This is a genomic window from Prescottella defluvii (genome assembly GCF_000738775.1).
GTDB lineage: Bacteria > Actinomycetota > Actinomycetes > Mycobacteriales > Mycobacteriaceae > Prescottella > Prescottella defluvii.
The window spans coordinates 173635-195249 of sequence record NZ_JPOC01000008.1 but is presented as its reverse complement, the minus strand read 5'-3'; the positions used below and the strand labels follow the sequence as shown (position 1 = coordinate 195249).

Below are 21615 nucleotides of genomic sequence, written 5' to 3'. Positions count from 1 at the left end.
CGACCAGGCCGATGAACGCGATCGGCCCACACGCGGCGGTCGCCGCGCCGGTGAGCAGGGTGATCGCGACGATCCCGATCGTGCGGGAGGCGGCGACATTGGTGCCGAGCGACCGGGCGACGTCCTCGCCGAGGCTGATCACGTTGAGGCTCGGGGTGCTCGCGATCGCGATGAGCAGGCCGACGATGAGGAACGGCAGCACCTGCCACAGGATGTCGAAGCCGCGGCCGGCGACCGAGCCGACGACCCAGAACCGGTAGCCGTCGAGGCTGGTCTGGTCGAGGATCACCACCGCGTTCGTCATGGCCTGCAGGAAGAAGGCGACGGCGGCGCCTGCGAGCGCGAGGCTCAACGGACCGGCCTTCCCGTTGCCGATCGAGGACAGGCCGAACACGACGATGCTGGCCACGGCCGAACCCGCGAACGCGAACCACAGGTACTGGCCGGGTGCGGTGAGGCCGAGGGCGTAGATCGCGATCACGACGAAGAAGGCGGCGCCGGCGTTGAGGCCGAGCAGTCCGGCGTCGGCGAGCGGATTGCGGGTGTGTCCCTGGATCAGTGCGCCGGCGACACCGAGTGCGATGCCCACCACCAGTCCGAGGACGGTGCGCGGGATGCGCAGGGTGTGCACGATGATGTCGGTCTCGCGGCCCGTCGAGGAGAACAGCGCGTGGAAGATCTCGGCGAATGACAGCGGGCGGGCGCCGACGGCGATGCTCGCGAACAGCACCAGCAGCAGCAGGACACCGAGGGCGAGCAGGCCGAGGAGTCGGCGTCGCCGCACCGCTGCGAGGGACGTGTCCGGGGCGATCGGGGTGAAGCCGTCGGCGCGCGCGGTGGCCTCGCGGACCACCTCGGCGCCGGAGGCGGTCCGGGGACCTCGGTGTAGCGCGCGCCGGACGCCGAGAGGGGCGCCGGTCTCGGCGTCGCGGGTGACCAGACCGCACCAGCCCTGGCCGACGGTGGCGCCCGAGTTGCCTCTTCGGAATCCGTGATTCCAGAGGAACAGTCCGAGCGCGATCAGTGCCGCGGCTCCACCGAACACGACGCGGTCGGCCTGACCGCCGCCGTTGGCGTCACGCAGCGAGTCGACGAGATACCACCCGACGATCAGGGGTGCCGCCACCAAGGCGAGATCGACGAGGCCTGCCAGCAGGCGCAGGGCGGTGGGCGCCGGACCTTGTGGGACGACCGTTTTCGCGTAGTCCGCTCGCGAGGGGGTGTGCCTCGACGAGTCCGGGTTCGTGTCCGGAAGGCGGGTCGTCGTCACGGCTGGGTGGCTCCTTGGGGGGAGGTAACACTGTCGGGGCTCAGGTTACGGAAGGCTAACCGAAGGGGTGAGGGCGGCGTCCGCTCCGTGACCCGGAGCGCCCGCAGCCCGGGCTGTAAATTAGGCTAGCCTACGCTTGCCGTCGATTGTCCGACGGACTTACCGAACGTTCGATGGAGGCTCGATGTCCGTGACCGCGCATTTCCAGTTCACTGCACCCGAGGGAACTGCGCTGGCGGGCTCGTGTTCGCGACTGCGCGACATCTCACCGGATTACCCGCGGGTCTACGCGGTTGCCCTGATGGCGCATCAGGGCAAGCGACGGTGGTGGCCGATCGCGGCGTGCGCCGCGGACTCGGAACCGGCCGCGCCGCCGGCGCATCGAGTCGGTCGGATGTACGAGCGTCTGCTCGACGACCTGAACTCCCCGGAGGCTGCCGCGATCCAGGTGGCATCGGCGCTCGTTCACGCCGTGGTCGGTCGGGTCGCGGCCCTCGTGGTGCTGGAGGGGCGGGCATGGGACCCTGGGGTCGACAACCTGTGGATCCACATGGACAGTGACGGCGGCATCGACTGGGCGGGCGTCGAGAGTGACACTCTCCGCGTGCTGCCCGACGACATCCTGGCCTGCTCGCGCGACGTCGTCGTCCTGCCGTGCGAGGAGGCCCTGCTGGTGTGGACCGCGCACCGCTGTGTCACGTCGTTGTCGGCGATCCGGTGCGCGCTCGACGGGTGCGCACGCATCGACCCGACGCGCTTCGGTGGCCTGGTCGCGGACGCGATCCTGGCCGCTGCGTCCCGGATGCCGATGCTGGCGGGCACCTCCCGGTCGGTCGCGACTCGACGCGGTCAGGGCTTGCTGGACGCGTTCGAGGCCGCCGGTGTTCCGGTGCGTGCCCGGACTCTGGCGCGCATCGGCTGACGAAAGGGTTGCGGAATTAGGGAAGCCTTCCCTATAGTTGTTTCATCGATGCTGCTGGACCGCGTCGGAGTCCTGAGGGCTGCAGTGACTCCCGGTCCCTTCCACGGCGGGTTCCGCGCTACCGGCGCGGAACCCGCCGTCTCGTCTTTGCGCCCTCCCATAGCCTCGGGAACTTCGCATGGCGCAGTTGAACGACCGCGGCGCCGGCGGCGGCGGTCCATCAATCGGTGAGATCGAAATACCATTCCAGGAAAGAGTTGAAGTCGGCCCACTGCGGCGTCAGCCTTCCCTCGGTGAACTCGAGCCATTCCGAGCCCAGCCCGAGACGCATCACCTGCCCGCTGGCCTTGTTGTAGAAGAAGCCGTACTCGCCCTGAAAATTGTCCAGTGGCAGGTACTCTGCGGGCAGCTTCAATGCATCACGGGTCCGGGCCAAGCTGGATGAGTAGTCGCTGCTGTTCAGCAGAAACCAGCAAATTTGGTAGATCTCTCTGTTCTTGCTGATGAAGGTGGGGCCGTCCTCGGCGTGCAGGTAGAACTGCGCGAAATCCGAGGACTCGTCCACGCCGAGTCTCGACAGTGCGTCTCGGTATTCGTCGGTGGTATCGGCGAACCACCATCCTCTCCGTCCGAGGTGGCTCACCAGCTTGTCCGAAAGCATCTCCCGCTCCTTACCGTTCGCAGCTCCAGCCTGCGTCCGTGAATCGCCGTCTCGCAGTTGCGAGGTAGTCCTCGACGTCCTGCACGAACTCGCCTGGGTCGAACGTGAATCGGAGGTTGTCGTTCCACTCGTACCCGGTGACGGTGAAGTCGCACAGTGCGGACGGCGGGTAATCGATTCCTCGGTCCTTGCTCGTCGAGTCGGGCATGTCTCGATTGTCCCAGCGTCTGTTCGGAGGGGTCGGGTGTGCCCGTCGATGCGCTGTGGATCACGATGTTCGGAAGACACATTCGAGCGGTCGCCGGACGACAGCGATGTCGCGGTGCGGCCGCCGGGAACGAGGGAGCAGATGATGGCGAGCGACGCAGAGCACGCATTCGTGTTGAGCGACGGGGCGGACCCGGCCGAGGTCAACGCCTTCCTCAACAAGGGCTTCGGCGAGGCGCTCGGCCTCGAGTTCACCGAACTGACCACCGACCGCGTCCGCGCGCAGTGGAAGGTCACCCCGGCGCTGTACCAGCCGTGGGGGATCATGCACGGCGGCGTGCACTGCGCAGTCATCGAATCGGTCGCCAGCATCGCCGCCAGCCTCTGGCTCGGAGACCGCGGTCACGTCGTCGGCGTCAACAACAACACCGACTTCCTGCGCGCCGCCCGCGACGGCGTCCTCTTCGCGGAGGCGACCCCGGTGCACCGCGGCCGTACCCAGCAGCTGTGGCTGGTGACCGTGACCGATGAGCAGGAACGACTCGTCGCTCGCGGTCAGGTGCGCCTGCAGAACATCACCGAGACGTCAGCGCTCGGCAGCAAGTGAGAGCGGTGAGGTCAGCCGGCCTCACGTGATTCGTCGCCGTGACGCGCTCGGCTCTGCTCCTGGAGCAGGTCGATCGCGTTGCGCGCGAACACCTGCTGCTCGGTGGACGCCATCTGCGCCCGGCCCCGGCCGAGGAACGACACCGTCCACGAGATCACCGTCGACAGGCGACTGCGGAACCCGATCAGGTACATCAGATGGATCACCAGCCACGCGATCCATCCGATGAATCCACTGATCTCCAGCTTGCCGACCTTCGCGACGGCGCTGTGGCGCGAGATCGTCGCCATCGACCCCTTGTCGAAATACTTGAACGGCTGCCGGTCCCCGGGGCGGGCATCGTCGAGACCCGCACGGATCTCCTTGGCCGCGTACTTGCCGCCCTGCATCGCCACCTGAGCCAGACCGGGCAGCTTGTCCAGCGCCATCATGTCGCCGATGACGAACACGTTCGGGTAGCCCGGCAACGTGAGGTCCGGATTGACGTGGACCCGGCCGGCGCGGTCCACCTCGGCGCCCGACTGCTCACCCAGTTGCCGACCGAGCGGGCTCGCCTGCACCCCGGCCGACCACACCTTGCATTGCGCCTCGATGCGCGTCTCGCTGCCGTCCTCGCGCCTGACGACCAGTCCGTTCACGTCGACGTTCGTCACCATCGCGTTCAACAGGATCTCCACACCGAGCTTCTCGAGTCGCTCGGCGGCCTTCCGGCTCAGCTTGCCGCCGTACACCGGCAACACCGCGGGTGCGCCGTCGACCAGGATCACCCGGGAATCGCGCGGATCGATCCGCCGGAACGCCCCCGCCAGCGTGCGGTGCGCGAGCTCCGCGATCTGTCCGGCCATCTCCACGCCCGTCGGCCCCGCCCCGACCACGACGAACGTGAGCAGACGCGCCCGTTCCTCCGGATCGTCGGACAGTTCCGCCTGCTCGAACGCTCCGAGGATGCGGCCGCGCAACTCCAGCGCGTCGTCGATCGTCTTCATCCCCGGGGCGAACTCCGCGAAGTGGTCGTTGCCGAAGTAGGACTGCCCGGCCCCTGCCGCGACGATCAGCGAATCGAACTCGGAGACGGTCTCGCGGTCCAGCAGCCGCGAGGTGACCTTCCCTGCGGCGAGGTCGATCGCCTCGACGTCACCGAGGAGCACCTCCGCGTTCTTCTGCTTGCGGAGCACCAACCGGGTGGCCGGGGCGATGTCACCGACCGACAGGATCCCGGTCGCCACCTGGTAGAGCAGCGGTTGGAACAGATGATGCGTCGTCCTCGCGACGAGCGTGATGTCCACCGGCGCCCGTTTGAGCGCCTGGGTGGCGAACAGCCCACCGAAACCGGATCCGATGACCACGACGCGATGGCGACTGGCGTGTACCGAGGGGGTGCCCATTCCGCGCTCCTCGAAGATCGTCGAAAAGTGCTGACTCTGTCACCGTAGTCGCCGGGTGCTCACTCGTCCCGCCAACTCGGGGTTACCCCACCCCTACAGACGACTGTGGGCGGTGGGGTTACCCCACCGCCCACAGTCGGACGTCACCGAGCAGTCGTCACTCGTCGCCGTACACGCTTCCGCGGCGGATCAGCAGCGTGAACCCGATCGTGATGAGGCCGAGGACGATCATCATCGTCGCGACCGTGTTGAGACCGCCGACGCTGGGAGCTGCGCCACCGGCGGCCACCGCCGACGACGCCAGCATCATCGTCGCGATCGAGGTGCCGATGCCCTGACCACCCGTGCGCAGCACCGAGTTGGTGCCGGTCGCCTCGCTGGTGTTGCCCTCCGGAACCGCCTCGACGATGAGGTTCGGCAGCGCCGTGTAGGCGAACGCGGTACCGATCGAGACCGTGATGATCATCGCGACCATGCCGGCGACCGAGTCGTGGAAGACGATGAGCATCGCGCTGCTGATCGTGAACAGCGTCGTGCCGAGCAGCATCGACACCCGCGAGCCGACGGCCCGCGTGATGCGGCCGCTGAGGGGGGTGCACACGAAACCGAACATCGAGCCGATGAACGACAGCCAGCCCGCATTCGTGGCCGAGATGCCCAGACCGAACGGTGCGGTCGTGGGGGACTGCAGGATCATCGGGATGATCATGGTGCTGATACCCATGGGGCCGACGGCGATCGCCAGGGTCGCGAACATCGTCAGCGCCACCTTGCGGTCGGTGAACAAACGAACGTTCACGATCGGGTCCGTGACCCGCAGTTCCCACAGCACCCACAGTGCGAGCACGACGAGACCGCCGATCACCAGGCCGAGGGTCTTCACGTCGGTCCAGCCCCACGCGCCCGACTTGTTGATGCCCAGCAGGATGGCCGCGATCGCGGGAGCGAACGCGAGCGTGCCGAGATAGTCGACCTTCTGGGTGGTCCCGGTGGGCGGACGCCACGGCAACACGAACAGCACCAGCAGCAGCGCCAGCACCGCGTACACGGCGGCAACGACGAAGATCATGTGCCAACTCGCGTGGTCGAGCATCAGACCGGCGACCAGCAGCGACGCCGAACCGGCTGCAACAGCCGAGCCTGAGATGATGGCGATGGCAACAGGTACCTTCGCGGCCGGGAGATGCTCGCGGGCCAGACCGATGCACAGCGGAAGGATCGCGCCCGCGACACCCTGGATCGCGCGGCCGACGATGATGCTGCCGATGCTGTCACCGATCGCACTGATGACCGAGCCGACCGCGGCAGCGCCGAGCAGGACGACCAGCACACGCTCGCGCCCGTACATGTCGCCCAGGCGGCCGCACACCGCTGCGGAGGCGGCAGCCACCAGCAGGAACGCGGTTACCGCCCACCCGACCGTCGCCGCGTCGCTGTTGAACTCCTTGATGAACGTCGGGATGGCGGCGTACACCATCGACGTCTCGAATGCGCTGATGATCTCGACGAGAACCAGAACCGTGATGATCACCCATGCCGGGCGCTGGCGCGCATACCTTCCGCGCGGCGCGGGCTCCGCCGATGTGGCACGAGTGTCTGCAGTAGCTGTCACTGAAATTGATGTCCAGACTCTTGACTGGCCCGAATTACGGGCTGTGCTGCGGGTATTCGAAGAACTGCGAGGTCGTCGCGGCCACGGGCAAGCCGCTGCGGGTGGGCGTCACTGCTGTTCCGTTGGTCACAGAGTGTGCCAACTCACTTTCTCGGCGCCGGGGGATCTGCGCACTGAGTGGGACCGAGTGGCGACCGCGACAGCAGCGACGACCTGGGGAAATGGGAGAATCCGCTGGTCAGCGGGTCGGCTGCCGAGGATCGCGCCGAGCCGGCGCTCCCGGTGGCCGGGACCACGTCGGGCTGCCCGGGGCGACTGTGCTGCGCGACACACATGCGCCGCGCAGCGGTGCGCCGAACAAACTGTTGATCATCTTGGCAGCTTCCGAATGCGTTGGCAGGGCATTGACGGAATTGGTACGGCGGTCAGTCGTCCGCCGCGCAGCGGTACCTCTGCGCCGACACGAGGGCGGCAACCAGCTCGTCGATCATGCCGTCGTGCACGCGGACGGTGGCCTCCACGCCGTCGACGTCGACGCAGCGGAGCAGTACCCGGCGACCGTGCGCCTCGACGAAGGTCTCGTCGTCCACACACCACAGCGCACCGAGTTCGGTCGGCGGCACGATCGGGACACTGACGAAGTCCGGCCACGTCGACGCGTGCCGGCCCGAATCGCGCTCGGCGACGAACTCGGGGGAATCGGGGAGCGACTCGGGCAGCGGGGCCACCAGTCGCAGGTGGCGGGTCGTGGCGTCCGGGGCGACGTCGGCGTACATCGACGAATTCACCTTCTGTTCGAAAGACGCGCCGGGGAGGTGGAACGGGAGTGCGGTCCGCGTCGCCACCGCCGTCGACCACCGTACGTCCCGGACGGCGGTCCGGTGGGTGAATTCCGGATGAAATGTCCGGAAAACCCCGGTCGGTTCGTCAGCGACCGTCCAGCATCCGGTATAGCGGATTTCGGGCGGCGGCCTCCCGCACACCGGTGCCGGCGCCCTCCGTGTACACCTGCGTGGTGTTCATCGACTCGTGACCGAGCATGCGCATGAGCGTGAAGATGCTGACGTTCTCGTCGGCCATGTTCGTCGCGAACGTGTGCCGGAACTGATGGGTCAGCGCCCCCTTCGCGCGCTCACCGTTGATGCCGGCCCGGCGGTATGCCCGCAGCACCCGGTACTGCAGCGTCCCGCGGGTGATTCGGGTCCCGTCGGCCCCCACGAACAACGGATCGGTGCTGCGGAAGTGCTGCCACGGCGTGGCGTCGGCGGCGACCCGCTGCTTCGCCGTTCCCGGGAATCGTTCGACACGGGACGCCAGATAGCCGGTCAGCGCGGCCACCAACGCCGGCTCCGCGGTCGCGACCCGCTCCTTGCTGCCCTTCCCGCGCACCAGGATCACCCGCGCGCCGCCGTTCGACCGATCGGCGCCGCGGACGTCGCCGATGTCGACCGCGATCAGCTCCGACGACCGCATCCCGGTCAACAGCGCCATCAGAATGATCGCGAAATCTCGCTCACCCCACGGCCGGACCCCGTCGGTGTCGTCCTCCTGCAAGGTTGCGATCAGCCGGGTGACCGCATCGGCCGGCAACGCCTTCGGCAGGCGCTTCGGTGCCTTGGGGCGCAGCACTGCGGACATCGGGTTCGCGACTATTGCGTCGATTGAGAACAGGTAGTCGCACAGGGTGTTCCAGGTGGACCAGCACCGACGGATCGATGCCACCTCGTGCGAGGACGCGAACGACGCGAACGCCTGCTGCATCGACTGCTTGCTGATCACCCCCACCGGAAGCGCCCCCGCGTCGACCCCGCACTGCTCGGCGAGATGCCCGGCGATGGCGGCGAAGTCCTGCCGGTACGCCTTGAGTGTGTGCGGCGACGGCTTCGCGGTGCTGCGGTGCAACAGGAACTCGCCGAACCAGGACTCGAGAAGCTGTCGATCGTCACTCACCGGGCCCGCTCCAATGTCCTTCCGGGACTTCCACTGTCGAATGCGCGGCGAAAGTGTGTTCGAACCGCGCCCGACAAGTGTATCGGCTGCCGGTCCGGGCCCGTCGAGGTCCACGGGTGGACGCGGACGTCGAGGGTGAGGCCCACCTGCCGGTCGCTTCACCCCCGATTTCACCCCGGTGCAGCTTTCCCTGACGGAACGGTCTCGATACCTTGTTGATGGCCAGGCGCACCCCCCGACGTGTGCCTGGCCTCCAATTTTCACGATGCCCCGCTGCGCACCCCAGCGCAGTGGGGCATCGTGCTGTCCCGGGCATTCTCGCCGCCGGACGAGGTGTGGCGCGGACCTGTACGGGGTAGTCGATCGGTGCCGGTCGGCACCCGCGGCCGGCGCACCTGGAGGAGGTCGAGATGCCGACATGTCAGACGTGTGGCAACGACTACGACAAGGCGTTCACCGTGATCATGGGGGATCGGCGCGGCGTGTTCGACAGCTTCGAATGTGCCGCGCACGCGATGGCACCGGTGTGCGGTCACTGCGGATGTCGAATCCTCGGGCACGGCGTCGAGGACGAGAGCCGGATCTTCTGCTGTGCGAACTGTGCGCGGCTCGCCGGCCACGAGCGGCTCGTCGACCGGGTCTGAACCGCGGAATCAGCGTTCGCCCGGCCCGTCGAGCTGACGACGGAGCGTCGCGAGGGATCGAGCCAGCAGTCGCGAGACGTGCATCTGGGATATCCCGACCTCGTCGGCGATCCGGCTCTGCGTGAGGTTCGCGAAGAACCGCAACAGCACGATCCGGCGCTCGCGATCGGGAAGCGCCGCCAGCATCGGCCGGAGCGTCTCGTGATTCTCGACCGTCTCGAGACGCCGATCCTCCGCGCCGAGAGTCTCGGCCAGGGGAGGATCGTGACCGCGCCCGGCGTCCAGCGTCACCGTGCGGTACGCGTTGCCGGCCAGCAACCCGTCCACGACTGCGTCCTCGCGGACCCGCAACTCCGCTGCCAGCTCACGGCGCGTAGGCGGCCGTCCGAGCCGCTGCGACAGGGCGCCCGCCGTACGGCCGATCTCGAGATGCAGTTCTTTCGTTCGGCGGGGCACCCGCACCGACCACCCGGTGTCCCGGAAGTGGCGCCGCACCTCACCCATCATGGTCGGGACCGCGAACGCCACGAAGTCCGATCCCACGTCGGCGTCGTAGCGGTTGACCGCGTTGACGAGCCCCACCCGCGCCACCTGCACCAGATCGTCGTGGAACTCGCCGCGACCGTCGAACCGGCGGGCGATGTGATCCGCGAGAGGGAGGCACCGCGTGATCACGGAATCGCGGAGTACGCGGTAGCGCGGATCTCGCCGGTCCAGCACCGCCATCGACTCGAAGACCGGACCCACGTCACGGTATTCGTCGTGTCTCACGTGTCCTCCGTTCGGCCGGACATCGGATGCGTCCATCGTAGGACGTTCCGGCGTGCATTCGAGCCCGGCGGAGGATCGTGAAGACCCGGATCCGGGGGACCGGGCATCACCACAGGCCTTCCCGAGGTTCGGGGAGCGGTCATTCTGTCGACGGTTCGCATCCTTCGGCGTGAAAACGTAAGGACAGCGGTAACTTTCGACATTGCAGCAGTAACGTTCCGTCACGCACGACCGACAAGGGTGGTACTGGCTACCGGAAGGATCTCTATGAGAATCGCTCTTCTCGCAGCTGCACGCGTCACGGCCGTGGCCGTATCGGGGTTGGCTTTCGCGACGGTCGTCGGCTCCGGCACTGCCCAGGCCGACCCCGCCCCGTGCGTCGTTCAATGGGACCCATTCAATGCGTCGGCCACCTGCCAGGACACCGGTGCATCCCCTGGTCGGGAGTATGTTCTGGTCGTCGACTGCTGGGGTCTGCACGGCATCCCCAACGCCTTTCCGCTCTACGCGATCGGCCCCTACAGCCAGTCCAGTCGCTCCTTCGCGCCGACGGGCCGGGAGACGGGGGCATGCGGCACGAACTGGGGCGCCCCCTCGTTCAATCTCGGAGTCATCACCGGCGCCCACGTGGAGACCTACCGCTGATCGTGGGCGGCTACCGGTCCACGACCGCCGCGAGGAGCCGGTTCCCCGCGTCCGCGATGTAGGTCGCGAACTCGTCCGACTCCTCGATGGTGAAGCCGAGGCCGGAGAGGACCAGGACGGTGGCGAGCCATTCGGCGGAATCGACGTGGGCGGTGTATCGACATCGCGAATCGTCGATCGGCTCCAGAGACCCGTCGATGCGGTGGAGGCGAGTCGCGGCATCGCGGGCGTCCGTGTGGAGGGTCAGCACGACGCGCAGTTGTGGCGGACCGCCGAACCGATCACCGACGTAGCCCGCGACATCGTCGGTGGGTAGGGGCCGGGGTCGGAACGTGGCGTTCGCCGTAATCGGCGACGTGATCCGATCGAGTCGGAAGCTTCGCCAGTCGTCGCGGGTGGTGTCCCAGCAGAAGAGGTACCAGTGTCCCCGGGCACGCACGATCCGGTACGGCTCGACGGTCCGGCTGATGCTTCGTCCGCCGCGCGCATGATCGAAGGTGACACGGTTGTGCGTCGTGATGCTTTCGGCGAGACGGCGTACGACGTCCGAGCTGGGCTGGGGGTGGCGTGTGGCCTCGATGTCGATGGCGGCGAGCAGGTGGTCCGTTCTCAGCCGCAGAGGCCTGGGCAGGATGCGGCGAAGCTTCGTGATCGCACGGTCGGCGGCGTCGGACTGAAGGTCGACGCCGGCCCCGCCCGCCATGACGAGCCTGAGCCCGAGAACCGAGGCGACGGCCTCGTCGTCATCGAGCATGAGTGGCGGGAGGGCTGCTCCGGCGACGAGTCGGTAGTGTCCACCCGGTCCGCGGGTGCTCACCACCGGATAGCCCTGTTCCCGCAAGTGCTCGATGTCGCGGCGCAGGGTGCGCGGGGTTGTCTCCATGGCGGCGGCCAGATCGGTGGCGGACCAGTGGCGGCCCGATTGCAGCAGGGACAGCAATCGCAGCATCCGTTCCCGTGTGGTCGCCATCGTCGGGCTCCTGATCTGCCGCTTCGTGCCGTCCCAATAAATGTGGACAGAATACGTCCACAATCGATTGTAGCGTCGATAGCATGAATCGGGACACAGGTGATCGGGGCCGGGATCGCGGATCGTGGATCACCGTCGAGGGTGCACGGACGAACAACCTTCGCGATCTGTCGGTGCGGGTGCCCAAGCATTGCTTGACGGTGTTCTCCGGCGTGTCCGGGTCGGGGAAGTCGTCCCTCGCGTTCGACACCATCGCGGCAGAAGCCCAACGACTGGCCGCCGAGAGCTACCCGGTGTTCGTGCGGAACCGTCTCCCACAGCATCCGCCGGCCGACGTCGACCTCGTGGACGGGTTGACGTTCACCACGATCGTCGACCAGCGCCGTTTCACCGGCAACACCCGCTCGACCGTCGGCACCGCCAGCGACATCGCACCCCTGCTGCGCCTGCTGTTCTCCCGGGTCGGTGAGCCCTCGGCAGGGTTCTCACCCTCGTACTCGTTCAACGATCCGAGCGGAATGTGCCTTCGCTGCGAGGGTATCGGCACTGTGGACGACATCGATCTGACGCGACTGCTCGACACCTCACGGAGTCTGCGGGACGGTGCCGTCCGGTTCCCGACCTTCTCACCCGGCACCTATCGGTGGAAACGGCTGGTCCATGCCGGCCTCGTGGACCCGGACCTCCCGCTCACATCTCTGCCTGCGGCGGAGCTGGACAGCCTGCTGCACGCGCAGGGACTGCGCCTGACGAATCCCCACCCCGAGTACCCGGAATCGCGGATCTTCGACGGAATCCTACCGAGGCTGCGGAACTCGTATCTGCGCAAGCGGCCATCGCGGCTCACCGACGAAGAGAAGGCCGCACTCGACCACATCGTCACCCGCCGTACCTGTCCCGACTGCGCCGGCACGCGACTCAACGCCCGCGCCCGCGCAAGCCTGATCGACGGCCGGTCGATCAGCGACTGGTCGGCCCTGCCGGTCAGCGACCTGCGCGAGGTTGCCGCGCGTGTGCGGTCGACCGCGGTGGCCCCGCTGCTCCGGGCCGTCGGAGACCGGCTCGCCGCCCTCGACACCGTGGGACTCGGTTACCTCAGCCTCGACCGGGTCTCGAGTTCCCTCTCAGGCGGTGAGGCGCAGCGCGTCAAGATCGTCCGCCACCTCGGCAGCGCGCTCAGCGACGTGAGTTACGTGTTCGACGAGCCCAGCACCGGTCTGCACCCGCACGACGTGCACCGACTGCTCGAACTACTCGCACAGCTCCGCGACGCGCACAACACGGTTCTGGTGGTCGAGCACCATCCCAGTGTCATCGCCGCCGCCGATCACATCATCGACCTCGGGCCCGGCGCCGGAACGAACGGCGGCACCATCCGATACCAGGGCACCCCCGCAGGGCTTCTGCAGGCAGACACCGAAACTGGCCGCATGCTGAACTCGCCGATCCGCGTGCGGGAACGGATCAGAACGTTCCGTGGGTCGGTGACCATCGCGAACGCCTGCACCCACAACCTGCGCGACATCACCGTCGAGGTTCCACTCGGTGTGCTCACCACCGCCTCCGGCGTTGCCGGCTCCGGGAAGAGCACCCTGTTCGCAACCGAGCTTCCTCGGCAGCATCCGGGCTTCCTGGTCGTGGACCAGGCACCGCTGAGGGGTGGCATCCGCTCGACGCCCGTCACCGTTCTCGGTATCGCCGAGTCCATTCGCGGCGTCTTCGGTGCTGCCACAGGTCTTCATCCGTCCTGGTTCAGCGCGAATGGGCGCGGGGCGTGTCCCGTCTGCAAGGGCAAGGGCCGCATCGTCACCGACCTTGCCTTCCTCGAGGACGTGCAGACCGAGTGCGACGCCTGTGGTGGATCACGCTTCAACACCACCACGCTGGCAGCGACCGTCCGCGGCCACACGATCGCAGACCTCCTCGCGATGAATCCGGCCCGGGCGATCGAACTACTCGCCGAGCACCCCGACATCGCTGACCGGCTCCGCTGGATCGAACGTGTCGGGCTCGGCTACCTCTCGATCGGCCAGAGCCTCGACACCTTCTCCGGCGGTGAGCGTCAGCGGCTGTTGCTTGCCCGGCACCTCGGGGAGGTCGCAGACTTCAGCGAACTGAGAATCGTCCTCGACGAGCCGACCGCCGGCCTTCACGGCACCGATGTCGACCGCCTACTCCATCTCTTCGACGAACTTGTCGACGCCGGCGCCACGATCGTCGTCATCGAGCACAACCTGCGGGTCATCGCGCACGCCGATCACGTCATCGACATCGGCCCGGGCGCAGGCCACCACGGTGGCATGGTCGTGTTCCAAGGCAGCCCCCACGAACTGATCCGCTCCTCCGCATCCGTCACCGGCCGCTACCTCGGACAAGCCGGACCGCCACGGCAGGACCGAACCGATCAATGCGCGGTCAGTGACGCGGAGTCAGGTACCCGCGGGAGAACGCGGTGGCAACCGCGGCCGCACGGTCATTGACACCGAGCTTCGCGTAGACGTGCAGCAGGTGCGTCTTGACGGTCGCCTCGCTGATGAACAGTTGCCGCGCGGTATCCCGGTTCGTCGAGCCGCGGGCGATCAGCTCGAGCACCTCGAGTTCACGCTGCGACAGCGGCTCCCGTGCCGGTTGCCGCAGCTGGCCGATGAGCCGGGTCGCAACGGCCGGCGAGAGTACCGCCTGGCCCCGGGCCGCCGCCTGCACCGCCCGGAACAGTTCTTCCCTCGGCGCGTCCTTCAACAGGTATCCCGTGGCGCCGGCTTCGATTGCGGGAAGCACGTCGCTGTCGGTGTCGTACGTGGTGAGCACCAGCACTCGCGCGGGCACCCCCCGCTCGGCCAGTTCCCTGATGGCAGTGACGCCGTCGGTCCCGGCCATCCGCAGGTCCATGAGAATCACGTCCGGCTGGATCCTGGTCGCAGCGGCGACGGCCTCCGCGCCGTCGGCGGCTTCGCCGAGGACCTCGAAGCGGGGGTCCGCGCTGAACATGCTCCGCAGCCCGTCACGCACGACCGGGTGATCGTCGACGATCAGCAGGGAGATCACTGCCCACCGCCCGCCGGGATCGCCGGCACGGAGGCCGAGATCGCGGTGCCCCCGCCGGGCTCGGACTCGATATCGAGTCGGCCGGTCAGGCGCTGCACGCGCTGCCGCATACCCGCGAGCCCGAATCCACCGTTCGCGGAGCCGTTCACGCGTGTGGCGTGGGGATCGAAACCGACTCCGTCATCGCGCACGTCGAGGGTCACCAGGTCCTCCATGTAGGACAGGGTCAGGCCGACCCTGTTGGCTTCGGCGTGTTTGGCGACGTTGGCGAGTGCCTCCTGCGCAGCCCGCAGCAGGGTCACCTCCACATCAGTGTGCATGGGTCTGGGGTCACCGGTGACCGTCAGGACGGCGCGGATGTCGTTCGTCTCCGACCAGCCTCTGGCCACATCACCGATCGCGTCCGGGAGGCGGGCATCCGCGAGCACCTGTGGCTCCACCGCGTGGACCGTCCGCCGCGCGTCGATCAGACCTCCTCGCGCCAGGTCCATCGCTTTCACGACATGCCGACGTGACGCCGACGGGCCGTCCATCGTCTGCTCGGCTGCCTCGAGCTGGGTGACGATGCCCGCGAGGCTCTGGGCCAGGGTGTCGTGGATCTCGCGTGCCATCCTCTGCCGTTCGTCCAGGACGCCGGCCTCGCGCGCCTGGGTCAACAACTGAGCGTGCAGCGCGGCGTTCTCGTCCAGTGCTGTCTCCAGCTTGGTGTTGGCGTCATGTAGTTCGGCGAGTGCCCGACTCTGCCTGTGACCGTGCTGCTCGGACGTGTCGGCGAAGTAGAAGAAGGTTCCGGCCATCACGATGCTGACCACGCTGATGGCGACCCACACCCACAGGTCGTCAGCGGTGATCCTGGACAGTCCGCCCATGTATGTCACCGCCATGATCAATGACGTGGCGACGACACCGACATACCGCCACAGGCCCGTCAGGAACAGGAACGCGTGGACGTATCCGATGAAGGCGAAGATGCCGTACCAGGGCGCGAGCGCCACCAGACCGGCGCACAACACCATGAGCCCGGCGTAGTACACGCCGATCAACGGCCCGTCGACGGGAGATCGGTCCAGGACACGAAGCCAGAGCAGCCACACAGTGGCCACGAACGTGAGACCCAGAGCAGCCGCCAGGTGCACCGAACCCGTTTGCAGCACAGTGATTACGGTGCTCGATGCCAGGAGAATGTACGGAAGAACCCTGATGACCGCGGTCTCCCAGCGCTCCGCCCGCTCGTGCTCCGCCCGCAGCGCCACCTCGTTGCTCATGATCTACTCCCACCGGAAGTACCGCGCGGCCAGTCCGCCGGCCACGATCGTCCATCCCACCATGACCGCGAGATGGAGCGGTTGCGGCCAGTGACCGGCGGTGGCGTCCTGAAGGGACTGTACGCCGGCACCCAACGGAGTGAAGTCGCTGATCGTGCGCAGGACGTCGTTCATCGCGTCACGCGGAATCCACAGCCCGGCGAAGAACACCAGCGGGAAGAACAACACCAGCCCGATCGCGCCGGCGCTCGTGCCACTGGGCGCCAGTGACGCGACAAGCAGTCCGATTGCCAGCATCGCCGACGCCGTCAGCGCGAACGCGACCGGATAGGCCAGCAGGTCCCGGGGCAGGTTCACGGCGAACACCAGTCGGCCGATGGCGAGCACGAGCACCGTTGTCACCGTTGCCATGATCGTGGACGTCAGCAGTTGGGCGCCGAGCATGACGGTGGGCTTGACCGGCGTGATCCGCATCCGTCGCAGGACACCCTTCTCTCGGTAGGTGGCGAACTGCTGGGGGAGAGTGCTGGTCGCCAGCGTCGTGACGGCCAAGGCAACGACGATGGGCGAGTACAGGTCGATGATCCGTAGGCCGCCGAGGTCCGGGTCGGGCTCCCGGAACGACGGGATCGCGCCGAGGACGACAAGCAGGAGCGGGGGGAGCAGGAGCGCGAAGATCACGCTGATCGGCTCGCGGAAGAAGAGTTTGGTTTCGGTGGTGGTGAGTCGCAGCAGGGCCGACATGTCGATCTCCTCAGTTCTCGACGGGGTGGCCGGTGAGCGCGACGAACGCATCGTCCAGGGAGGTCTGCTCGACCCGCAGGTCCGCCGCGGTGATGTGATGGCGTGCGAGCGCGGTGACCACGGTCGACAGGACATTTCCGGTTCCCGTCACCACGACCTGATGTCCGGCCCGCTCCACCGAGACGACCTCGGGAAGTGCGGTCAGCACCGCGAGATCCAGTGGCTCGGACGGCCGGAACCGGATCCGTTGCCGGTCCTCGACTTTCGCGATCAACCCGGCCGGGGTGTCGAGTGCGACGAGACGCCCGGCATCGATCACGGCGATCCGGTCGCAGAGCCGCTCGGCCTCTTCCATGAAGTGGGTGACCAGCAGGATCGTGACGCCTCGGTCACGGATGCTCTCGACGAGGTCCCACGCGTCGCGGCGGGCCTGCGGGTCCAGGCCGGTGGTGAGCTCGTCGAGCACGGCCACCCGTGGGTTGCCGATGATCGCGAGCGCGGTCGACAGTCGTTGCTTCTGTCCACCGGACAGCCGCCGGTGCTGCGTGTTCAGTTTGTCGGTGAGGTTCAGAGCGCCGACCAGTTCCCGCCAGTCGGCGGGTTCACGATAGAAGGAGCTGTACAGCTCCATCGCCTCACCGACGGTCAGCTTGGCGGGCAGCCCGCTCTCCTGCAGTTGCGCGCCGAGCAGTTGCCGCAGTTCACCGTCGTCGTCCTGCGGATCGATGCCGCAGACGCGAACGGTTCCGCCGTCCCGAGTGCGTAGCCCTTCGATGCATTCGACGATGGTGGTCTTGCCCGCCCCGTTGGGGCCCAGGATGCCGAAGATCTCGCCACGCTCGACGGCGAAGCTGACCCCGTTCACGACGGTGTGGTCACCGTAACGCTTGGCGAGGTCGTCTACCTCGATGATTGCCATGACTCGAGCCTGCCCTTCGGCGCCCAGTCGCCGAATCGACTGTGCAGCCAAGGCCGGTACGCGATCCGGTCGATGCCGCAGTCAACCGATCGGTTGATGCCGGAGGTTGCCGGCACTCGCGCCGTGTGGCTCCCGCTCGGTGTGCGGCCGCGCCGCCCCGGCCCGGGCACCCCGACGCAACGTCCGATTCCCGCCAGCGCGCACGGCCGTCGCACAGCAGCCTGATGGAGGCGCCGATCCGTACCCACTCCGAAAGGACTCAACCATGTCTGCACGTCTGGAATCCAAGGTCGTCATCGTCACCGGCGGATCGTCCGGAATCGGCCTCGCGGTGGCTCGCCGCCTCACCGCCGAGGGCGCTACCGTCGTCATCGGCAGCCGACGCAAGGACGTCGGTGAGCAGGCGGCGGAGAGTCTGCGGGCCGCCGGGGGCACGGCGCTCTTCGTCCCCGCCGACGTGTCGGTCGAGGACGACGCCGCTCTGCTCGTCACGACCACGATCGCCGAGTTCGGCCGCCTGGACGGCGCTTTCAACAACGCCGGCGGCGTGAACGCGGCGGGCCCGATCTCGACGATCGAGGCCGACGCCTGGAACGCCGAACTGGCGCAGAACGTGACAAGCGTCTTCAACTGCCTCAAGCACCAGATTCCGGCGGTGCTCGAGACCGGTGGTGCGATCGTCAACAACGCGTCCAACCTGGGTGTCGTGGCGCTACCGGAGGCCGCACCCTACGTCGCCGCCAAGCACGCGGTCGTCGGGCTGACCCGGTCCGTGGCGCTCGAAGTGGCCGCACAGGGTGTACGGGTCAACGCCATCACGACCGGCGGCGTGGACACCCCGCTCCAGCGGAGCTCGATGTCCACCACCGATGAGGCACTCGCCTACGTCGAGTCGCTTCACCCCGTGAACCGCATCGCGCAGCCCGCTGAGATCGCGCCGTTCGTCGCGTTCCTACTCAGCGACGAGGCATCGTTCATCACGGGAGCCGCGCTCGCCATCGATGGCGGATTCACCACCCGCTGAGAGCATTCCGACGATCGCGGGCGGTCGCGGCCAGGTGGAGTCCGGCATAGCTTCGCCACGGCCGCCAGCGATCGGCGTCGACCGCGTCGAGACCGAGTCGGGCCATCCCCGCTCGGACATCGGCGTCGTCGACCAGCAGGACGTCGGGGTCACCGAGACCACGCATCCGGATGTAGGCCGCGCGCGCGGGTCCGATGCCCGCGACGTCGAGCAGGGCCTTCTCCGCGGCGGCCCGATCGACGCCGGCATCCAGCACGATCTCGCCGTCGGCGAGGCGACGAGCCAGCACCCGCAGCGTCCGCCGGGCAGAGCGGGGGAGAGCGGGGGAGAGCGAAGCGTCGGCGAGATCCTCGATTCGGGGGAACAGATGCGTCAGACCGCCCCGCGCGGCGCCGAGCGGTTGCCCGTACCGCTGCACCAATTGTTCCGCCGCGGTGCCCGCGAGGGCCCGGACGGCAAGTTCGTGAGGATCGACGGTCCCCGCCGATCGCAGACCCGGCCGAGCCGCCACGACGGGGGAGAGGGCCCCACCGAGACGATCGGCGACCGCATCGGGATCCGCATCCAGATCGAACAGTCGCCGCACCCGTTGTGCCGCAGTCGGGAGGTCGCGCAGATCCTGGAGGCACAGGCGGCAGTCCAGCCACCCGTCGCCGACGGACTCACCGACCTCGGCGATCCCGACACCGTGCGGAAGGCGCAGCGTGCGCCGGTAGCGGCGGCGCGGCGCGGCACCCGTCATCTCTTCGACGCCCGGCACGAGACCCGATGCGAGGGCGTCGAACATCTCGGTGGCCGCGTACGGGCCGCGGAACGGCAGTCGCAGCGCGATCCCGGACGCGGCCCCGGCGACACCCACGTCCCCGAATCGGGTCGCCGACCGGGGCCGCGCGTCGCGCAAACCCGTCGGCGTGGCCGCATAGATCTCGTTGACGGTGTCGTTGAACTGCCGCACGCTGGCGAATCCCGCCGCAAACGCGACGTCGGTCACCGGCATGGACGTCGTCTGCAGCAGGATCCGCGCCGTGTGCGCCCGCCGCGCCCGTGCCAGTGCCGTCGGGCCGGCGCCGACCTCCGCGTTGAGTTGACGCTGAACCTGCCGGGCGCTGTACCCGAGGCGGGCGGCCAACCCCGACACCCCCTCGCGGTCGACGACACCGTCGGCGATCAAGCGCATCGCCCGCCCGACGACGTCCGCCCGGGCATCCCACGCCGCGGATCCGGGCACTGCATCGGGCCGACAGCGTCGACAGGCACGGAAACCCGAGCCCTGGGCCGCGGCCGCGGTGGGGAAGAAGCGCACGTTCGCGCGTTTCGGGGTAGTCGCCGGACAACTCGGCCGACAGTAGATGCCGGTGGTGGCGACGGCGACGAAGAATTCCCCGTCGAACCGCACATCCCGACTGCACACCGCCTGGTACTTGCCGTCGTCGCTGATCATCACACCAGCATGCGATGCCCGCGCCCGGTCGGGCCAGCGGAAATCGGACGTCGAGTTTGCGGATCTCGGCCTGAGCGCCCATTCCTCGGGCGTGCGCGCGGAAAACCGCGCCGCTCGGGAAGAAATGGGCAGTCAGGCCGCCGTGCTGCGCTACACCTCGCGGGCCGCGAGGCGCGCGAGCAGCCGATCGCTCCCGGCTCCGTAGCGGTCAGCGAAATCGCGGGCGAGTTCGGGGCCCTGCAGGGCGGCAAAGCTGCGCGCGTCGAGGTCGGGATCGGCGTCGTCCGCGGAGTGCAGCCAGATCCACACGTCGTTCCCAGCGGCATCGCGGAACTCGCCATCGGCCTGCATCTGCTGGATCGCACGCACGATCCGGTTCTCGTACTGCACCCGGAGGGCGTCGTAGGCATCCGGCTCGAGCTCGGTGCCCGTCCCGTCGATCACTGCCTGAGTGCCGGAGAGCGCCCAGATCGCGCTCGTCACCCGCCCTGGCGCGGAATCGTCCGGGTCTTCCGCGGAGAGTGGCCACTCCGACGGACTCCAGGCCCACTGCGCCTTGTCTGCGCTCGACCCCTCGAGTCCAGCGGCCCAGGGCGCACCGGCCCCGGCGACGAAGAACCCGGTGAGGTCTTCGACCATGCCGCAGGCCACCATCGAGAGCGACTCGTCGGCATCGCGGAGTTCCGTGACGCACGCGCGGAGAGTAGTGAGAATCGCGGCGTCGAGGCCGGCAAAGTCGAACACGGGCACACCGTAACACCAGCGTCCGCCGCCGACGGAGGGGAGTGTGGCGAAACATTAACGCGCACATGGATATTCGTCATTATCCATGACAGTGGTCCAGGCGGGGTCGTCGGCCGGCGGGGAGGGCGGGCCCGACCGGTGTTCGCGTCGCGGTCCTGCCGGCGCCACTCGGCGTTTCGTGGAGTCGTGATGATGGATGTACGACGCCGAATCGCGTATCCGGCACGCTACAGGATGCGTCAGCGTCGGGCATTCGATGCAGGAATGGTCGCTGCGGATACCGGATGCATGCGGCGACGCGGACCGGTCCGCATGGGCGGCCGGGGCCGACTCCAGACGCCGCGCCGCGCCCGAGATGACCTCCCGCGGTCCCGATCGCGCGGTCGGCGCACGACTCCGGGCGCGGCACCGGCGCCTGTGCGGTCGGGCAGGTTGCGCGTTGCGGTGCGACGCACGCGCAGCAGGGCGTGCTCGGTCCCGTCCCTCGTGGGGGGCCGCCCAATCCCCATTACTTGACATAATGTGGATTATCGGCGAATCGGGGACCTGGGATAACGCAACCGGACTGGGTCGCCGAACTGCTGCCCGCCGGCCGTTGCCGTCACCTCAGATTCGTCTCGTGCGCGCAGTTCCTGGTGCTGTCGTTCGGCGTGCTTCCGCTGCGTGCGATGACGCCGCCTGCCTGTGTGATCTCGTGGGCAGTCGTCGTGTGGCGATTCGGCGTCGAAGCGGGTGCGTCTGTTGTGTCCGACGATTGCCCGCTGAATCCGGCATGCCACCGCTGGTCGC

Annotated in this window: 21 protein-coding genes; 6 read left to right on the top strand and 15 right to left on the bottom strand. The window is 68.0% G+C overall.

Going from position 1 to position 21615, the window contains the following annotated elements:
* On the bottom strand, positions 1 to 1270 hold a 1270-nt coding region (locus IJ15_RS0103865; RefSeq protein WP_081880561.1), incomplete at its 3' end, for an iron ABC transporter permease.
* A gap of 184 nt (positions 1271 to 1454) precedes the next feature.
* Between IJ15_RS0103865 and IJ15_RS0103860 the strand changes: the two genes are divergently transcribed.
* Complete coding sequence (locus tag IJ15_RS0103860; protein WP_031937029.1) at positions 1455 to 2192, top strand: hypothetical protein; 738 nt, start codon at positions 1455 to 1457, stop codon at positions 2190 to 2192.
* Between the two features lie 220 nt (positions 2193 to 2412).
* Here IJ15_RS0103860 and IJ15_RS0103855 read toward each other — a convergent pair whose 3' ends face one another.
* The gene (locus IJ15_RS0103855) at positions 2413 to 2853 is read right to left on the bottom strand and encodes a hypothetical protein (RefSeq protein ID WP_031937028.1); all 441 of its coding nucleotides are present in this window, start codon (positions 2851 to 2853) and stop codon (positions 2413 to 2415) included.
* Positions 2854 to 2863: 10 nt separating this feature from the next.
* Positions 2864 to 3061 (bottom strand): hypothetical protein, encoded by a 198-nt coding sequence (locus tag IJ15_RS0103850; protein WP_031937027.1) that lies wholly within the window; start codon positions 3059 to 3061, stop codon positions 2864 to 2866.
* A 144-nt stretch (positions 3062 to 3205) separates the two neighbouring features.
* Between IJ15_RS0103850 and IJ15_RS0103845 the strand changes: the two genes are divergently transcribed.
* The gene (locus IJ15_RS0103845; RefSeq protein ID WP_031937026.1) at positions 3206 to 3667 is read left to right on the top strand and encodes a PaaI family thioesterase; all 462 of its coding nucleotides are present in this window, start codon (positions 3206 to 3208) and stop codon (positions 3665 to 3667) included.
* Positions 3668 to 3678: 11 nt separating this feature from the next.
* On the opposite strand, the gene IJ15_RS0103840 is transcribed toward IJ15_RS0103845, so the two are convergent.
* The 4 genes from IJ15_RS0103840 to IJ15_RS0103825 form a co-directional block, all read right to left on the bottom strand.
* Complete coding sequence (locus IJ15_RS0103840; protein ID WP_031937025.1) at positions 3679 to 5052, bottom strand: NAD(P)/FAD-dependent oxidoreductase; 1374 nt, start codon at positions 5050 to 5052, stop codon at positions 3679 to 3681.
* A 157-nt stretch (positions 5053 to 5209) separates the two neighbouring features.
* Positions 5210 to 6583, bottom strand: coding sequence for an MFS transporter (locus IJ15_RS0103835; protein WP_031937024.1), 1374 nt, complete (start codon positions 6581 to 6583; stop codon positions 5210 to 5212).
* A gap of 506 nt (positions 6584 to 7089) precedes the next feature.
* The gene (locus IJ15_RS0103830) at positions 7090 to 7440 is read right to left on the bottom strand and encodes a hypothetical protein (protein ID WP_156112008.1); all 351 of its coding nucleotides are present in this window, start codon (positions 7438 to 7440) and stop codon (positions 7090 to 7092) included.
* Positions 7441 to 7591: 151 nt separating this feature from the next.
* The gene (locus IJ15_RS0103825; RefSeq protein ID WP_031937022.1) at positions 7592 to 8614 is read right to left on the bottom strand and encodes a tyrosine-type recombinase/integrase; all 1023 of its coding nucleotides are present in this window, start codon (positions 8612 to 8614) and stop codon (positions 7592 to 7594) included.
* 410 nt (positions 8615 to 9024) lie between these two features.
* Here IJ15_RS0103825 and IJ15_RS0103820 point away from each other — a divergent pair, with 410 nt between their 5' ends.
* The gene (locus IJ15_RS0103820; RefSeq protein ID WP_031937021.1) at positions 9025 to 9258 is read left to right on the top strand and encodes a hypothetical protein; all 234 of its coding nucleotides are present in this window, start codon (positions 9025 to 9027) and stop codon (positions 9256 to 9258) included.
* A 9-nt stretch (positions 9259 to 9267) separates the two neighbouring features.
* On the opposite strand, the gene IJ15_RS0103815 is transcribed toward IJ15_RS0103820, so the two are convergent.
* Complete coding sequence (locus tag IJ15_RS0103815; RefSeq protein ID WP_031937020.1) at positions 9268 to 10065, bottom strand: SigB/SigF/SigG family RNA polymerase sigma factor; 798 nt, start codon at positions 10063 to 10065, stop codon at positions 9268 to 9270.
* Positions 10066 to 10296: 231 nt separating this feature from the next.
* Between IJ15_RS0103815 and IJ15_RS0103810 the strand changes: the two genes are divergently transcribed.
* On the top strand, positions 10297 to 10674 hold the full coding sequence (locus IJ15_RS0103810; RefSeq protein ID WP_156112007.1) for a hypothetical protein: 378 nt from the start codon (positions 10297 to 10299) through the stop codon (positions 10672 to 10674).
* Positions 10675 to 10684: 10 nt separating this feature from the next.
* On the opposite strand, the gene IJ15_RS0103805 is transcribed toward IJ15_RS0103810, so the two are convergent.
* A complete protein-coding gene (locus tag IJ15_RS0103805) occupies positions 10685 to 11644 on the bottom strand; it encodes a helix-turn-helix transcriptional regulator (RefSeq protein WP_031937018.1) in 960 nt (319 codons plus the stop codon).
* A gap of 83 nt (positions 11645 to 11727) precedes the next feature.
* On the opposite strand from IJ15_RS0103805, the gene IJ15_RS0103800 reads away from it, so the two are divergent.
* Complete coding sequence (locus IJ15_RS0103800) at positions 11728 to 14124, top strand: excinuclease ABC subunit UvrA (RefSeq protein WP_156112006.1); 2397 nt, start codon at positions 11728 to 11730, stop codon at positions 14122 to 14124.
* Here the strand turns inward: IJ15_RS0103800 and IJ15_RS0103795 are convergent.
* From IJ15_RS0103795 to IJ15_RS0103780, 4 genes are read right to left on the bottom strand one after another with little or no spacing between them, the layout of a single operon-like run.
* Positions 14060 to 14689 (bottom strand): response regulator, encoded by a 630-nt coding sequence (locus IJ15_RS0103795; protein WP_031937016.1) that lies wholly within the window; start codon positions 14687 to 14689, stop codon positions 14060 to 14062. The genes IJ15_RS0103800 and IJ15_RS0103795 overlap by 65 nt on opposite strands.
* Positions 14686 to 15954, bottom strand: coding sequence for a sensor histidine kinase (locus tag IJ15_RS0103790; RefSeq protein WP_031937015.1), 1269 nt, complete (start codon positions 15952 to 15954; stop codon positions 14686 to 14688). The genes IJ15_RS0103795 and IJ15_RS0103790 overlap by 4 nt, the downstream gene beginning before the upstream one ends.
* Before the next feature lie 3 nt (positions 15955 to 15957).
* Positions 15958 to 16698, bottom strand: coding sequence for an ABC transporter permease (locus tag IJ15_RS0103785; protein ID WP_031937014.1), 741 nt, complete (start codon positions 16696 to 16698; stop codon positions 15958 to 15960).
* A gap of 10 nt (positions 16699 to 16708) precedes the next feature.
* Positions 16709 to 17617: an ABC transporter ATP-binding protein gene (locus tag IJ15_RS0103780; protein WP_031937013.1), complete on the bottom strand. Its 909-nt coding sequence runs from the start codon at positions 17615 to 17617 to the stop codon at positions 16709 to 16711.
* 265 nt (positions 17618 to 17882) lie between these two features.
* Between IJ15_RS0103780 and IJ15_RS0103775 the strand changes: the two genes are divergently transcribed.
* On the top strand, positions 17883 to 18641 hold the full coding sequence (locus IJ15_RS0103775) for an SDR family NAD(P)-dependent oxidoreductase (protein WP_031937012.1): 759 nt from the start codon (positions 17883 to 17885) through the stop codon (positions 18639 to 18641).
* On the opposite strand, the gene IJ15_RS0103770 is transcribed toward IJ15_RS0103775, so the two are convergent.
* Positions 18628 to 20082, bottom strand: coding sequence for an AlkA N-terminal domain-containing protein (locus IJ15_RS0103770; RefSeq protein ID WP_031937011.1), 1455 nt, complete (start codon positions 20080 to 20082; stop codon positions 18628 to 18630). The genes IJ15_RS0103775 and IJ15_RS0103770 overlap by 14 nt on opposite strands.
* A 150-nt stretch (positions 20083 to 20232) precedes the next feature.
* Positions 20233 to 20826, bottom strand: a complete 594-nt coding sequence (locus IJ15_RS0103765; protein WP_156112005.1) for a hypothetical protein — start codon at positions 20824 to 20826, stop codon at positions 20233 to 20235.
* Positions 20827 to 21615: the final 789 nt, after the last annotated feature.

What these genes read in the sequence shown, in the direction of transcription:
- IJ15_RS0103820 (WP_031937021.1), top strand. Translation starts at nt 9,025, where the DNA reads ATGCCGACATGTCAGACGTGTGGCAACGACTACGACAAGGCGTTCACC.
- IJ15_RS0103790 (WP_031937015.1), bottom strand. Translation starts at nt 15,954, where the DNA reads ATGAGCAACGAGGTGGCGCTGCGGGCGGAGCACGAGCGGGCGGAGCGC.
- IJ15_RS0103840 (WP_031937025.1), bottom strand. Translation starts at nt 5,052, where the DNA reads ATGGGCACCCCCTCGGTACACGCCAGTCGCCATCGCGTCGTGGTCATC.
- IJ15_RS0103830 (WP_156112008.1), bottom strand. Translation starts at nt 7,440, where the DNA reads ATGTACGCCGACGTCGCCCCGGACGCCACGACCCGCCACCTGCGACTG.
- IJ15_RS0103815 (WP_031937020.1), bottom strand. Translation starts at nt 10,065, where the DNA reads ATGGACGCATCCGATGTCCGGCCGAACGGAGGACACGTGAGACACGAC.
- IJ15_RS0103850 (WP_031937027.1), bottom strand. Translation starts at nt 3,061, where the DNA reads ATGCCCGACTCGACGAGCAAGGACCGAGGAATCGATTACCCGCCGTCC.
- IJ15_RS0103780 (WP_031937013.1), bottom strand. Translation starts at nt 17,617, where the DNA reads ATGGCAATCATCGAGGTAGACGACCTCGCCAAGCGTTACGGTGACCAC.
- IJ15_RS0103800 (WP_156112006.1), top strand. Translation starts at nt 11,728, where the DNA reads ATGAATCGGGACACAGGTGATCGGGGCCGGGATCGCGGATCGTGGATC.
- IJ15_RS0103785 (WP_031937014.1), bottom strand. Translation starts at nt 16,698, where the DNA reads ATGTCGGCCCTGCTGCGACTCACCACCACCGAAACCAAACTCTTCTTC.
- IJ15_RS0103860 (WP_031937029.1), top strand. Translation starts at nt 1,455, where the DNA reads ATGTCCGTGACCGCGCATTTCCAGTTCACTGCACCCGAGGGAACTGCG.
- IJ15_RS0103855 (WP_031937028.1), bottom strand. Translation starts at nt 2,853, where the DNA reads ATGCTTTCGGACAAGCTGGTGAGCCACCTCGGACGGAGAGGATGGTGG.
- IJ15_RS0103775 (WP_031937012.1), top strand. Translation starts at nt 17,883, where the DNA reads ATGTCTGCACGTCTGGAATCCAAGGTCGTCATCGTCACCGGCGGATCG.
- IJ15_RS0103770 (WP_031937011.1), bottom strand. Translation starts at nt 20,082, where the DNA reads ATGATCAGCGACGACGGCAAGTACCAGGCGGTGTGCAGTCGGGATGTG.
- IJ15_RS0103810 (WP_156112007.1), top strand. Translation starts at nt 10,297, where the DNA reads ATGAGAATCGCTCTTCTCGCAGCTGCACGCGTCACGGCCGTGGCCGTA.
- IJ15_RS0103845 (WP_031937026.1), top strand. Translation starts at nt 3,206, where the DNA reads ATGGCGAGCGACGCAGAGCACGCATTCGTGTTGAGCGACGGGGCGGAC.
- IJ15_RS0103805 (WP_031937018.1), bottom strand. Translation starts at nt 11,644, where the DNA reads ATGGCGACCACACGGGAACGGATGCTGCGATTGCTGTCCCTGCTGCAA.